This is a genomic window from Bradyrhizobium dasycarpum (genome assembly GCF_042019905.1).
GTDB classification, from domain to species: Bacteria; Pseudomonadota; Alphaproteobacteria; order Rhizobiales; family Xanthobacteraceae; genus Bradyrhizobium; species Bradyrhizobium japonicum_B.
Genome location: NZ_CP169574.1, coordinates 4,090,760 through 4,104,496, shown reverse-complemented (window position 1 = coordinate 4,104,496; position 13,737 = coordinate 4,090,760). Strand labels below are relative to the sequence as shown.

The window sequence follows — 13,737 nt, the reverse complement described above, 5'->3', positions numbered from 1 at the left end:
AAGCCCAGTGATGCCAACTTAGACATTGCTGCGGCAAATTGTCCATTTTCCTGTTGACCGGGAATTGGCCGACGGTAAAGGTGGCCCTGCTTCACGCGGCGGGTGAGACCTGAACATGTCTTGCCGAAAACCGACAACAAGAACGGGCGGAAGCATCAGGAGGGGTGGACTAGCTCCCGCGCAGGACCCGAAGGCTGCTGATCCAGCGGCCTGTCCTACTCGTTTGGGCTGAGCACCCAGCGAGCGGGGACGAGACATCGATGCGCCCATTGTTGGCGGTGAGTACGGCTATCGACTGGCTGAACGAAAAGGTCGGCAACGTCTGCAACATTCTGGTGCTCGCGGCCTGCGTCGTGAGTGCTGTCAATGCGATGATCCGGTATGCGTTCAGCTACAGCTCGAACAGCTGGCTCGAAACGCAGTGGTACATGTTCGCCGTCATCGTGATGTTCGGCTCCTCCTATACTTTCAAGCGCAATGAGCATGTCCGCGTCGAGATCCTTTATCTCATGCTCTCCGAACGCGGCCAGCTGTGGCTAGACCTGATCGGGACGTTGGTCTTCCTCGTCCCGGCCTGCCTGCTCCTCAGCTACCTGTCGTGGGCCATGTTCTACAACTCGTTCATCATCGGCGAAATGTCGAACAATGCTGGTGGTCTTCTCCGCTGGCCGATCAAGTTTGTCCTGACGGCCGGCTTCTTCATGGTGGCTCTGCAAGGCGTCTCGGAGGTGATCAAACGCATTGCTGCCTTGCGCGGTGAAGTCACCATCGATGCGAAATACGAGCGGCCGACCCAATGATCACGATCAAGATGATGCCGCCGCTGATGTTCGGCGGACTTGTGTTGGCGATGCTGATCGGCTTTCCGGTCGCCTTCACGCTGGCCGCCCTCGGGCTTTCGTTCGGATTTCTCGCGATCCATTTGGGGTTTTTCGGGTTCAGCTTCCTCCAAGCGATCCCGGAGCGCATCTACGGCAGCGTTCTGGCCAACGAGCTGCTCCTGGCGATCCCATTCTTCACGTTCATGGGAGCGATCCTCGAACGATGCGGCCTCGCAGAGGACATGCTGGATTCGATGGGGCAGCTGTTCGGGCCCGTTCGCGGCGGTCTCGGCTATTCCGTGATCATTGTCGGCTTCATCCTTGGGGCCATCACAGGCACCGTGGCGGCGCAGGTGATCGCGATGGCGCTGATCTCGATGCCGGTCATGATCCGCTACGGCTACAACGTGCGCTACATCACCGGCGTGCTCGCAGCCTCCGGCACCATAACCCAGCTGGTGCCCCCTTCGCTGGTTCTGATCGTGCTCGCGGACCAGCTCGGCAAGTCGGTGGGCGACATGTATCTCGGCGCTTGGGGGCCATCGATCCTCCAGATCGCGCTGTTCGCGGGCTATACCTTCGTTCTGAGCATCGTTAAGCCGAGCCATGTCCCGGCGGTGCCCAAGGAAGCGAGGACGCTCAAGGGCTGGGCGCTCTGGCGCAAATGCCTTCTGGGCATCATTCCGTCCGCCGTTCTGATCTTCGTGGTGCTCGGCACGATGATGCTGGGTCTCGCGACGCCGACCGAAGCGGGCGCGATGGGCGCCGTCGGCGCGATCGTCCTGGCCGTGATCCATCACAAGGATTTTAGTTCGGCCGGACACAAGATTTTGCTCATCGGCGTTGCCGCGGCGGGAGTCGGCACCATCATCGGCATCTACTTCACGCCGAACCTGGCGTTCAAGATCGCCTTCGCGATCTCCTACCTAGCGGTCGCCTGGGTCTGCCTCGAAGCGGTCAGGATTCCGGACCTGCGCGACCTGGTCAAGCAGGGCTACGAGACCACCATGCGCATCACCTGCATGGTCACATTCATCTTGATCGGATCGACGTGCTTCTCGATCGTCTTTCTCGGCTGCAATGGTGGCGTCTGGCTGGAGCACATGCTGACGTCGCTCCCGGGAGGCGTCTGGGGCTTCCTGATCTTCATGAACCTGTTCATCTTCTTCATTGCCTTCTTCCTCGACTTCTTCGAGATCGCTTTCATCATCATCCCGATGATCGCGCCAATCGCACAGAAGCTGCTCATGCCCGTCGTCGGGGCTGACGCCGCCTTGATCTGGTTCGGCGTCATGCTCTGCGTCAACATGCAGACCTCGTTCCTGCACCCTCCGTTCGGCTTCGCTCTGTTCTATCTACGTGGCGTGGCACCGAAGGAGGTCAAGAGCTCGGACATCTATTGGGGCGCAATGCCCTGGATCGGCCTGCAGGCGATCATGGTTGCGGTCGTCATCGCATTCCCGATCACTGTCACCGGGCTGCTGGACGCTCCGACCAAGGCGGATCTGGATAAGATCAAGATCGAGATTCCGGACATCGAGCTGCCGCCGCCGGTGTTCGATCTCGGGCAGCCCAAGAACTAAGGGACGTCCGCCGAGGCACTTCCGCTTTTCGCGCGGCTGCTGGAGATGACACCATGTGCCGCGTTCCTCGAGACATGATTCGCGGGGACATGCCCGAGGCACCCAAGGGATGGGGCCGTCGTCGCGCAAAACAGCAACGTCTGGGTCAATCGACCAGTGGCCAAGATTCTGCTTTACAGAATTTCTGATTTGTCGTAGATGTGACCCATCCTGGTCCGGCGAAAGGGGCGGTCGTACGTCGTCACGAGCCGCGGATCGGGCTGCGGTGGACGCATTGGCGCCGTCGCGGATGTGAGACGCAGGGCGGGGTGATGGATTGAGCCGAGCCCCGTGAGCGCTTCGCAAGCCGCGTTGTACGAACGGCGCTGTGTGCGTACGGCAAAACCGTGTGGTCCTGGCCGTCGTTGCTACGGTCAAGCCTTGTGGAGGCGACATGGCGCCAACCGGCGGCGATGCCGGCGACTTCCGCAAGGCGAGGGAGGCCAGAAGGAAAGTTCGGCTCCCGGGAGAGCGCGGCATAAGCCGTCCGACCATCGCGCAGGGAAGGCCGTGTGTTCGGCACCACCTGTATGCTGCTGTGCGGTTCTTCCTGCGTGCGCATTTCGCGCAGCGGACCGCGGGTGCCAGCCGGCACCCGGCCTTCCCTGCACCCTTTTCTCCGGAAGGGCGTGACGAGAAGCGCAAGACTCGGGCGAAACGCGCCGCGAGAAGGCGAGCGCGTGTCCTAACATATGAACCAAGTATTGCAGCGATCGCTACTCTCCGACCGTCACCCTGAGGCACTCTTCATGGGCGCAGCGCGCCCATGAAGAGCCTCGCAGGGCGACGGCCCCGTCGCATCCAGGCCTTACATCCTTCGAGGCTTTTCCCGCGCTTGCAGCGCAGAAAAAGCACCTCAGGATGACGGAGTTAACGGCGTGTTGCGCCTCTACTCCGCCGCCACCATCTGCTGCGTGCGCCACTGGCCGAGCAGGGCGCGGAGCGAGGCCGGCTTGACCGGCTTGTTGAGCACCGCGACCTTCTCGTCGCGCGCGGCGGCCTGCACCGCGGGGCTGCGGTCGGCCGTGATCAGGATCGCGGGAATGCCGTCGCCGAAACGGCGGCGGATCTCGCGGATCGCGGCGATGCCGTTGCCGCGGTCGAGGTGATAGTCGACCAAAAGGCCGGTGACGCGGCGGCCGGCCGCTTCGATCGCCGCGATCGCGCCTTCGGGATCGGCGACCGCGATCACCTCGGCGTCCCACGCTTTCAGCAGCGTCCGCATGCCGTCAAGGATCGCCGCGTCGTTCTCGATGCAGACAATCAGCGCGCCCGAGATCGGCGTGCGCGCCAGCGGCGTCGCACTGGTCACGGCGGCGGTGTGGGTGATCGCCTTCGCCGTCGGCACCGTCACGGAGAACACCGAGCCGCCGCTTGCAGTCCCGTCGATGGCGATGCCATGCTTGAGCACCCGCGCCAGCCGTTCGACGATCGAGAGCCCAAGGCCGAGGCCGCGCGCGATCCGCGCGCCCTGCTCCAGGCGATGGAATTCCTTGAAGATCTCGCCGCGCTTGACCGGGGGATGCCGACGCCGGTGTCGTAGACGCAGATCTTGAGCGAGGGGCCCTGGCGGCGACAGCCGACCAGCACGCGTCCGCGCGGAGTGTATTTGATGGCGTTCGAGATCAGGTTCTGCAGCAGGCGCCGCAGCAGGAGCCGATCCGATTCGACCGGCAGCGAGCAGGGCACGAAGACGAGCTCGAGGCCCTTGGCGCGCGCGACCGGCGCGAACTCGATCTCCAGCGAGCGCATCAGATCGGCCATCTTGAAGCTCGAGATCGAGGTCGTCATCGCGCCGGCGTCCAGCCGGGAGATGTCGAGCAGCGCGCCGAGGATCTCCTCGATCGCCTGCAGCGATTCGTCGATGTTCTCGACCAGCCGCGTCTCCTCGCCGTTGTGCTGGCGCTCGACCAGGCTGGTGACATAGAGCCGGGCTGCGTTCAGCGGCTGGAGAATGTCGTGGCTGGCGGCGGCGAGGAAGCGGGTCTTGGAGATGCTGGCGTCTTCCGCCGCGCTCTTGGCCAGGGCGAGCTCGGAATTCAGCCGCGTCAGCTCCTCGGTGCGGTCGCGCACGCGCTTTTCCAGCGTGGCGTTGGCGCGCTCAAGCGCTTCGGCCGCCTCGAAGCTGGGCGTGACGTCGGTGAAGGTGATGACGAAGCCGCCGCCTGGCATGCGGTTGGTGAGCACCTCGATCACCATGTGGCGTTCCGGCAGGCGTTCGAGATATGGCTCGCTGTCGGTGGTGTAGGCCGCGAGCCGCTGTTCGATCATCGCCTCGCTGTTGGCCTGACGGTCCGGATCGCTCGCGTCCATGAATTCCAGGATCTCGCGCAGGGGCGTGCCGAACTGGACGATGTGCGGGGGAACATTGAGGAGATCGCCGAACTGCCGGTTGGAACAGATCAGCTGCAGGTCGGCGTCGAACACCGCGATGCCCTGGCGCACGTGGTTCAGCGCGGTCTGCAGGATCTCGCGGTTGAAATGCAGCGCCGCGTGCGAATCGTCGAGCAGCTTGAGCGCGGCTTTGGCCGAGACCGTGCGCTTGCGCAGCAGCAGCGACATCACGAGGCGGGAGGAGGCAGCTCCGATCGAGGAGGCGATCAGGTGCTCGGCGTGCTGCAACAGCTCGAAATCGGCGGGAGCTCCCGGTTCGAGCCGCAGATTGCGCCGCGCGGAGAACGCCTCGAAGGAGTGCCGCGCACGGTCGGGTCCGAGATATTGCGCCACGGTGGTCTGGATGTCCTGCACGGTGACCGTGGTGCGCCAGCGGCGGAAACTGGGGGAGATCGGCGCCAGCGTATCGGGCACGAACAGGTCGGCCTGCAACAGCTCGATGGACGAGGGCCTTCGCGCCAGCGACAGCAGCACATAGGTCAGGATATTGAGCGACAGCGACCAGATGACGCCGTGCATTAGCGGCGGCAGGTCGGCGCCGAACAGCGCCTGCGGCCGCAGCGCCTCGATGCCGAACGGGCCGTGCTGGAGCAGCAGGATTCCCGTGGTCGAGGAATCCATGAAGCTCGGCATGAACAGCGTGTAGAGCCACACCGCGAAGCCGACCAGCATGCCGCCGATCGCGCCGCGCGCGGTGGCGCGCCGCCATAAAAGCCCGCCGAAGAAGCTCGGTGCAAGCTGGGCGATGGCGGCAAAGGAGAGCAGGCCGATAGCGGCGAGCTGGGTACTGCCGAGCGCGCGATAGTAGAAATAGGCCATCACCATGATGGCGAAGATCGCGAGCCGCCGCGAGCGCAGCAGGAAGTTGCTGAAATCGGCGCCGCCGGTGCGCCCCTCAGGCCGCCGCTGCAGCACCAGGGGCACCACGAGGTCGTTCGAGACCATGATGGAGAGCGCGACGCACTCCACGATCACCATCGCGGTGGCCGCGGACAGGCCGCCGACGAACACGACGACGCTGAGCAGATCCGCGCCGGCCTCCATCGGCAACGCCAGCACGTACATGTCGGGTTCGGCCGCCCCGAACGGGAAGGTGATGAGGCCGGCAAGCGCGATCGGGATCACGAACAGATTGATGGCCACGAGGTAGAGCGGGAACAGCCAGCGCGCGCGGCCGACCTCGGCGTCGGAGGAGTTCTCGACCACGCTGACGTGGAACTGGCGCGGCAGCAGCATGATCGCGCAGAGCGACAGCAGCGTCATGGTGAGGAAGTTGCCGATCGAGGGCGAATAATTGATGGCGCGCACCGCCTCCGGCGTCTTCATGGCGCGCTCGATCAGCTCCTGCGGCGAGAACATCCAGAAGGTGACGAAGATGCCGGCGGCGAGAAAGGCGACCAGCTTGATGATGGATTCGGTCGCGACCGCCAGCATCAGGCCGTGCTGGTGCTCGGTGGCGTCGGTCTGCCGGGTGCCGAACAGCACGGCGAAGGCCGCCATCGCCAGCGTCACCATCAGCGCGACGTCGCCAATCAGCGGGATGTGGGAGAAGGCCTGGTCCTCGCTCAGGATCGTCTCCAGCGAGGAGGCGACCGCCTTGAGTTGAAGCGCGATGTAGGGCACCGAGCCGATGATCGCGATTCCGGCGACGGTCGCCGCCACCGCCTGGCTCTTGCCGTAGCGGGCCCCGATGAAGTCGGCGATCGAGGTGATGTTGTGGGCCTTCGCCAGCTGGATCACGCGGCGCAGGACACCGGCGCCGAGCCCGATCATCAGGATCGGGCCGACATAGATGGCGAGGAAGTCGGTCGAGGTGCGAGTGGCGAAGCCGACCGAGCCGAAGAAGGTCCAGGACGTGCAATAGATCGCCAGCGACAGCGGATAGATCAGCCCGGGGGCACGACCGCGCCCGGCCGGCGAGCGGCGATCGCCATGGCTCGCCACCAGGAACAGGAAGCCGATATAGCCGAAGGCGGCGGCGATCACGCCCCAATCGTGCAGCATGCGAGCACGCGTCTCCCTGGGCACCGGCGGCGCCCGAGCTCATTTTCCCCATGAACCTAGCGCGTTGAGCGGACGCAAGCGACAGCGAAATGCCGTGCGGGGGGAGCAACTGCGGCTGTCGTTAAGGTGCAAGCGTGCGCCGCGGGCGCCTACCCTCCCCTGGAGGGGTTCGGGACGAGCGTAGCTCGCCCGTGGTCGATCGCGCGCAGCGCGAGCGGGGTGGGGTGATCTTTCCACACCGGCACTGTTGGAGGTGGAAGGACCGTCACCCCACCCCGTCTCACATTTCGCTGCGCTCCATATGAGCCGACCCTGCCCCTCCAGGGGAGGGTAAGAGAAAGGCCTACTCCGCCGCGAGCGACTTGGCGCGCAGCGGCAGGTCGAGGCGGTCCCACACCTGCAGCAGAGCTTCGGCGAGCTGATCGATCAGGCCGTCGTCGTGATAGGGCGAGGGCGTGATGCGCAGCCGCTCGCTGCCCTTGGCGACAGTCGGATAGTTGATCGGCTGGATGTAGATGCCGTGCTCCTGGAGCAGGAGGTCGGACGCCTGCTTGCACTTCTCGGGATCGCCGACGAACAGCGGCACGATGTGGGTGTCGCTCGACATCACGGGCAGGCCGGCGGCGTTGAGGATCGCCTTGACGCGGGCGGCGCGGTCCTGGTGGCGCTCGCGCTCCCAGTTCGAGGTCTTCAGATGCTTGATCGCGGCGGTCGCAGCCGAGCAGATCGCCGGCGGCAGCGCGGTGGTGAAGATGAAGCCCGGCGCATAGGAGCGCACGGCATCGATGATCTGGCCGTTGGCGGCGATGTAGCCGCCGAGGCAGCCGAACGCCTTGGCGAGGGTGCCTTCGAGAACGTCGATGCGGTGCATGACGCCGTCACGTTCGGCGATGCCGCCGCCGCGCGGGCCGTACATGCCGACGGCGTGGACCTCGTCGACATAGGTCATCGCGCCGTATTTCTCGGCGAGATCGCAGATCTTGGCGAGCGGGGCGACGTCGCCGTCCATGGAATAGAGGCTTTCGCAGACGATCAGCTTCGGGCGGTTCGGGTCGGCCGCTTTCAGCAGCTCCTCGAGATGCGCCACATCGTTGTGACGGAACACGACCCGCTCGCAGCCGGACTGGCGGATGCCCTCGATCATCGAATTGTGGTTGAGCTCGTCCGACAGAATGAGACAGTTCGGAATGAGCTTTGCGATGGTCGGAATGCCGGTCTGGTTCGAGACATAGCCCGAGGTGAACAGCAGCGCGGCTTCCTTGCCGTGGAGATCGGCGAGCTCGGCCTCAAGCTGGACCAGCGGATGATGGGTGCCGGCGATGTTGCGGGTGCCGCCGGCCCCGGTGCCGACGCGCGTCGCGGTTTCGACCATGGCGCCGACCACCTTCGGGTGCTGGCCCATGCCGAGATAATCGTTGGAGCACCAGATCACGACGTCGCGCTTGCCCTTGGGCGAGTGCCAGACCGCGTGCGGGAACCGGCCGGCCGTGCGCTCGAGGTCGGCGAACACGCGGTAGCGCCGCTCCGCGTGGAGACGATCGAGGGCGGAATCGAAGAACTGGTTGTAATCCATCGGCAAAACCTGCAACGGAACCCGGCCAAGGCGGCCACCCATTTTTAGAGCTTTTCCAGCTCCAATGTCTATGCGCCAGCACACATTTGGTGCGCGGCGCGCGGGTATATTGATAGCGTCGTCTCGCAGGCGATAGTTGATGTGGATCAAACGCCTAACGCGTCCCGCCGCCGCGGATGGCGGCTCCCGCGAAAGCCGCAGACCGCTGCAGCCGGCTTGGACATTTTGTCCATGGGGCGCCCTGCGTCCATGATGGCCGAGCTGGTCGCGCCGATCTCGTCGTCTTGTTCTCGTCCGGGCGCGGATCGGTGCCCGCCAAGCTCATGCGAAAGGACGCCCGATGAAACGTGTCATGATCCTCAACGGCCCCAACCTCAATATGCTCGGCATCCGCGAGCCGCATATCTATGGCACGACGACGCTCGCGGAGATCAACGCGAGCTGCGAGGCTGCCGCCGCCAAGCTCGGCCTCGAGCTGGCCTTCCACCAGTCCAACCATGAAGGCGTGCTCGTCGACCTGATCCAGTCGGCGCGGCAGGATGCCGACGCCATCGTCATCAATCCGGCCGGCTTCTCCTTCACCTCGGTTGCCATCATGGACGCGATCAAGACGTTCGAGGGCCCGGTGCTGGAAGTCCATATCTCCAACATCCACGCCCGCGATGAGTATCACCGCCACTCCAAGATCTCGTTCGTGGCGACCGGCGTGATCTGTGGCCTGGGCCCGTTCGGCTACATCGCGGCGCTGCACGCGATCGCGAACATGACGTGAGTTTTGCTGCCGTGACGGTGTGCTCCCTCGCCCCGCTTGCGGGGCGAGGTGAAGCAATGTCTCACGTCGTCCGAAACTGCAGCACGCCGTCCTTCGTCTCCGCGGTCAGCCGGCCCTCGACGATCATGTAATTGACGTGGGCGACCAGCTCGCCGGCGGCAAATCCCATCTGGTGCTCGTCGAGCACATGCTTGTTGAACACCACGGGCACCAGGGCGCGCGAGGTCTGCGGCACCTCGCGGCAGGCTTCCGCGATCAGCCGGCAGCGCTCCTCGTGATGGTCGGCGAGCTGCTTGATGCGGGTCTTCAGTCCATAGAACGGCACGCCGTGGCCGGGCAGCACCAGCACGTCATAGGGCAGCGTCGTGGTGAGGCTGGCGAGCGAGGCCAGATATTCGCCGAGCGAGTTCTGGTCGGGCTCGACCGCCCAGACGCTGACATTGGGTGATATCCTGCTCAGCACCTGATCGGCGGAGAGGAACAGCTTGTCGTCGGCGCAATACAGCATGACCTGGTCGAGCGCATGGCCGCCGCCGGTGATCACCTTGAAGCGGCGCGTGCCGATCACGACGTCGTCGCCATGGGAGATGCGGCGGTAGGAGGGCGGCAGCACCGAGACGCGCTTGAGATAATCCTGGCCGCGGCCCAGCAGCTTCTCGGTCAGCGACTCGTCCATGCCGTGGCGGCGGAAGAACAGCCGCTGCGCTTCCTGCCGCTCCGCGGTGCCGCGATTTTGGTGATAGACCGATTGCAGATACTCGACCTGCGACATCACCAGCGGGCAGTTGAACCGCTCGACCACCCAGCCGGCGAGGCCGACGTGGTCGGGATGGGAGTGGGTGACGATCAGGCGCGTGACGGTGACGCCCTTGAGCGGCCCGTCGAACAGCTTGGTCCAGGCCTTGATCGTCTCCTCGTTGCCGAATCCGGTATCCACCATCGCATAGCCGTCGCCGTCGGCGAGCAGGTAGATGTTCACGTGGTTGAGGCGGAACGGCAGCTTCAGCCGGGCCCACAACACGCCGGGCCTGACTTCGACGATCTCGTCGTGGCCGGGATGCTGGTCCCAGGGATAGCGCAGCGCCTCGGCCGAGGACGGCGCGGTGTCGGTTTTTGAGCTCATCCTATCCGCTTAAACCCAGCGCGGGCGGGGCGCCAGCCGAAAAAGGCTGGCTGGCGGGCCCCGCATGGCCGTCATACCGGGCGGCGTTTTTCCGTGTCCCGGTCGTGGCGGCAAAGAAAAAGTCGTCATTCCGGGGCGCGCGGAGCGCGAACCCGGAATCTGGAGATTGTTGCGCGAGATTCCGGGTTCGCCTCTACGAGGCGCCCCGGAATGACGATCAGGCCGCCCGCATGTTGTTGAGGAACGCGTCGATCTCTCCGCGCAGCATGTCGGCTTCGCGGCGGAGCGCGTCGGAGGCGTCCAGCACCTCATTCGCTGCCGCGCCGGCTTCGGCGGAGGCGGTGGAGACGCCGACGATGTTGCTGGAGACCTCGCTGGTGCCGCCGGCCGCATGCTGGATGTTGCGGGCGATCTCGCGCGTCGCCGCGCCCTGCTCTTCGACCGCGGCCGCGATCGTCGTGGTCACGTTGTCGATCTCGCCGATGATCCGGCCGATGCCCTGGATGGCGCCGACCGCCGAGGTCGTGATGTCCTGCATGCTGGCGATCTGGGTGCGGATCTCCTCCGTCGCCTTGGCGGTCTGGCTCGCGAGGCTCTTCACCTCGGAGGCGACCACGGCGAAGCCGCGGCCGGCCTCGCCGGCACGCGCCGCCTCGATGGTGGCGTTGAGCGCCAGCAGATTGGTCTGCGAGGCGATGGTCTGGATCAGATCGACCACGACGCTGATGCGGCTCGCGCTGTCGGCGAGGCTCTGCACCGTGGCGTCGGTCGCGCCGGCTTCGTCGACGGCCTTCTTGGCGATCGCGGCCGAGGTCACGACCTGCTTGCTGATTTCCTCGATCGAGGACGACAGCTGCTCGGTGCCCGACGAGACGGTCTGCACGTTGACGGAGGTCTCCTCGGCGGCGGAGGCGACCGCGTTGACCAGGGCGTTGGACTGGTCGGCGGTGGTCGACATGCTTTGCGCGGTCGACTGCATCGAATTGGCCGATTGCGCCAAATTGTCGAGCGCGGTGCGCACCGTGTTCTCGAATTCGGCGATCTTCGCCTCCATGCGCGCGGCCCGCTCGGCCTTGGCGATGCGGTCCTTGTCCTGCTCGGCGGCGAGCGCCCGGGCTTCGATCATGCTGTCGCGGAACACGGTCAACGTGTCGTTCATCGCGCCGATCTCGTCCTTGTGCTTGGCGCGCGCGATCTCGGTGTCGAGATCGCCGGCCGAGAGCAGCTGCATGGCGCGCTGAAGCTCGCGGATGCGGCGCAGGATGTTGCGGCCGACATAGAGCCAGACGAACAGCGCCGAGCCGACCAGCATCGAGGCGCCGAGCGCCAGCATCACGGACGTCGCGAGCGAGGTCTCCTGCTGCGCCTGGGAGGTCGAGGCGTTGGTCTCCTTCTGCACGCCGTCGACGAGCTGCTGCACGCTGATGCCGAGGCCGACATTGAGCTTGCGGGTCTCGTCCAGGATGGTCTGGCCGTAGTCGATGGAGTCGAGCTCCTTCTCACGCAGATTGAACACGCCGGTCTTGCCGGTGCCGAGCGCGAGCAGCTTCTCGGCCGTCTCGCGCAGCATCTTGTTGCCCTGGTTGTCCGGCAGCAGGTCGAGGTTGGATCGCAGGCGGCCCTGCGCCGTCTTGAATTCCTTCTGGATATCGTCGAGCTTGTCGCTGCTGTTGGCCGACAGCGCCGCGCTCATGTTGGCGGCGGCGAGATTGCCGCTGGCGACGACGTTGCCGAGCTGGCCGACGGTCTGCGCGGCGTCGGAAGCATCTGCGGCGGACAGGTCGGCCGAGCCGAGAATGGCGTTGACCCGGGTCTGCGCGTCGAGCATCGCCGGGCTGGCCGCGCCGACGAAGGCGCCCTGCGCGGTGCGCAGCGCGTCATATTGCTTGTCATGAAGGGCGGCGATATCCAGCCGCTCGCGGGCGGCCTTGGCGAGGCTCTGCGCCGCCTCGTTGATGCTCTTCATCGTCTCGCTCAGTCCGGCGACGACGGACTTGTCGCCGCCGAGCTGGATGATCTCGGTGAGCTTCTGCTGCGTCTGCTCCTGCAATTCCTTGAGCTTCTTGGTGCGCTCGTTGAGGGCCTCCTCGCTTTGCGCCGCGAGCAGGGCCGGTCCCTGCGCCGCAAGGCTTGCGCTCAGCGCCGACAATTGCAGGCTGGCGGTCAGGCGCGGAATGTCCCGTCCGCTCAGTTCGGTCATGCGTCCGCCGAGATTCTGCAGCGCCAGGCCGGCGCCGGCCGCGATCACGAGGCCCATGCCCGCGATCACCGCGAATGCCGCGAACAGGCTGCCGCGCACGCCCCATGTCGGCATCTTGAATCGAGGCTTGAATCGACCAAGCAAAGGGCCAAGGCCCAGACGGATCGCCATCGAAAATTCCCCCAGCGTTCTTGCTTCTCTTTGTGGCCGGCAGTATCGGCACGGCCGGGTTAAAAAATCGCAATACCCGCAAACGGTTGCATCTGTTCCGCAGCGCGAAAAGAAGGGCCGGCGACAGCGCCGGCCCTTCCTCTTGGTAAAGTTGCGGTAACCGATCAGTAGCGTGCGACCGCCGGGCCTGCCCAGTTGAAGCGGTAGTTGACGCCCGCCTTGATGGTGTGGTCGTCGGTGGTGAAGCTGCCGGTGCCCACGAGCGGGCCCGCGGTGAAGCTCGCGTCGCCGAAATTGTAATACTGGTACTCGGCCTTGGCCGACCAGTTCGGGGCGAACATGTATTCGAGACCGGCACCGACGGTGTAGCCGTTGCGGTGATCGCCCGTGATGACGAAGGCGGCCGGCACGCCGCCGACGGTCACCTTCTCGTTGTTGTCCGAATAGGCGTAGCCGCCCTTCACGTAGACGAGGCCGGGACCCCAGGTGTAGCCGATGCGGCCGGTGATCGAGCCGAGACCGCGCTGGTCGTTGGTGTAGGCGATGCCGCCCGGAAACACGGCGCCGACGCTGCCGGAGAGCCAGGAATACTGGCCCTCGACGCCGACCACGACGTTCGGGTGGAACTGCCAGTCCGCACCGACCTGCACGCCGCCGAGGAAACGGCCGTTGCCGTTGTTGCCGGTGGAGAGGCCGCTGAAATTGTTGTCGCTGGAGAACGCGCCGCCGACATGGCCGCCGATATAGAAACCGGTCCAGTTGTAGATCGGCGCGGCATAGGCCGGCGCGGGCGACTTGTAATAGTTGCGGTTGCCGAGATCGGCACCGACGGCCGGCGCAGCCGCGCCCATCGCGAGCAGCGCAACGGTCGCAAACAGAATCTTCTTCATCGTCTTGAACTCCAGCACTCAATGTCCCCGGCAGGCGCGCTGTCCGCGCCGGCGTTGGTTCTGCAGATAGCTCGCTTTTGATGAAAATGCTGTCACATGCATGGCACAGCGGGACCCAACCCAACCTATTGGGCTGCAAATGATTTTCGTGCTTAATGCGGGCTTAA

7 protein-coding genes and 1 pseudogene are annotated in these 13,737 nt (G+C 65.1%); 3 read left to right on the top strand and 5 right to left on the bottom strand.

Annotated features, from left to right (window positions below; all coding sequences use genetic code 11):
* Positions 1–260 precede the first annotated feature (260 nt).
* Positions 261–800, top strand: coding sequence for a TRAP transporter small permease subunit (locus ACETMP_RS19790; RefSeq protein WP_375157500.1), 540 nt, complete (start codon positions 261–263; stop codon positions 798–800).
* Positions 797–2,404, top strand: coding sequence for a TRAP transporter large permease subunit (locus ACETMP_RS19785; RefSeq protein WP_375157499.1), 1,608 nt, complete (start codon positions 797–799; stop codon positions 2,402–2,404). The genes ACETMP_RS19790 and ACETMP_RS19785 overlap by 4 nt, the downstream gene beginning before the upstream one ends.
* A gap of 928 nt (positions 2,405–3,332) precedes the next feature.
* Here the strand turns inward: ACETMP_RS19785 and ACETMP_RS19780 are convergent.
* Both ACETMP_RS19780 and hemA read right to left on the bottom strand, forming a co-directional pair.
* Positions 3,333–6,841 (bottom strand): annotated as a pseudogene (locus ACETMP_RS19780) (NahK/ErcS family hybrid sensor histidine kinase/response regulator).
* 343 nt (positions 6,842–7,184) lie between these two features.
* Entirely contained in the window at positions 7,185–8,414 is a 1,230-nt protein-coding gene (gene hemA, locus ACETMP_RS19775; protein WP_375157498.1) for a 5-aminolevulinate synthase, read from the bottom strand.
* 340 nt (positions 8,415–8,754) lie between these two features.
* On the opposite strand from hemA, the gene aroQ reads away from it, so the two are divergent.
* Entirely contained in the window at positions 8,755–9,186 is a 432-nt protein-coding gene (gene aroQ / locus ACETMP_RS19770) for a type II 3-dehydroquinate dehydratase (protein WP_375157497.1), read from the top strand.
* 61 nt (positions 9,187–9,247) lie between these two features.
* On the opposite strand, the gene ACETMP_RS19765 is transcribed toward aroQ, so the two are convergent.
* The 3 genes from ACETMP_RS19765 to ACETMP_RS19755 all read right to left on the bottom strand — a co-directional run bounded on the left by ACETMP_RS19765 (position 9,248) and on the right by ACETMP_RS19755 (position 13,570).
* Positions 9,248–10,309 (bottom strand): MBL fold metallo-hydrolase, encoded by a 1,062-nt coding sequence (locus ACETMP_RS19765; RefSeq protein WP_375157496.1) that lies wholly within the window; start codon positions 10,307–10,309, stop codon positions 9,248–9,250.
* 217 nt (positions 10,310–10,526) lie between these two features.
* Entirely contained in the window at positions 10,527–12,680 is a 2,154-nt protein-coding gene (locus ACETMP_RS19760; protein WP_375157495.1) for a methyl-accepting chemotaxis protein, read from the bottom strand.
* Between the two features lie 164 nt (positions 12,681–12,844).
* Positions 12,845–13,570 carry an outer membrane protein gene (locus ACETMP_RS19755; protein ID WP_375157494.1) on the bottom strand — a complete coding sequence of 242 codons (726 nt, stop codon included), beginning with the start codon at positions 13,568–13,570 and terminating at the stop codon, positions 12,845–12,847.
* Positions 13,571–13,737 lie beyond the last annotated feature (167 nt).

Excerpts from the sequence above, each read along its gene's own strand:
- ACETMP_RS19790 (WP_375157500.1), top strand. The coding sequence starts at position 261 with ATGCGCCCATTGTTGGCGGTGAGTACGGCTATCGACTGGCTGAACGAA.
- ACETMP_RS19785 (WP_375157499.1), top strand. The coding sequence starts at position 797 with ATGATCACGATCAAGATGATGCCGCCGCTGATGTTCGGCGGACTTGTG.
- hemA (WP_375157498.1), bottom strand. The coding sequence starts at position 8,414 with ATGGATTACAACCAGTTCTTCGATTCCGCCCTCGATCGTCTCCACGCG.
- aroQ (WP_375157497.1), top strand. The coding sequence starts at position 8,755 with ATGAAACGTGTCATGATCCTCAACGGCCCCAACCTCAATATGCTCGGC.
- ACETMP_RS19765 (WP_375157496.1), bottom strand. The coding sequence starts at position 10,309 with ATGAGCTCAAAAACCGACACCGCGCCGTCCTCGGCCGAGGCGCTGCGC.
- ACETMP_RS19760 (WP_375157495.1), bottom strand. The coding sequence starts at position 12,680 with ATGGCGATCCGTCTGGGCCTTGGCCCTTTGCTTGGTCGATTCAAGCCT.
- ACETMP_RS19755 (WP_375157494.1), bottom strand. The coding sequence starts at position 13,570 with ATGAAGAAGATTCTGTTTGCGACCGTTGCGCTGCTCGCGATGGGCGCG.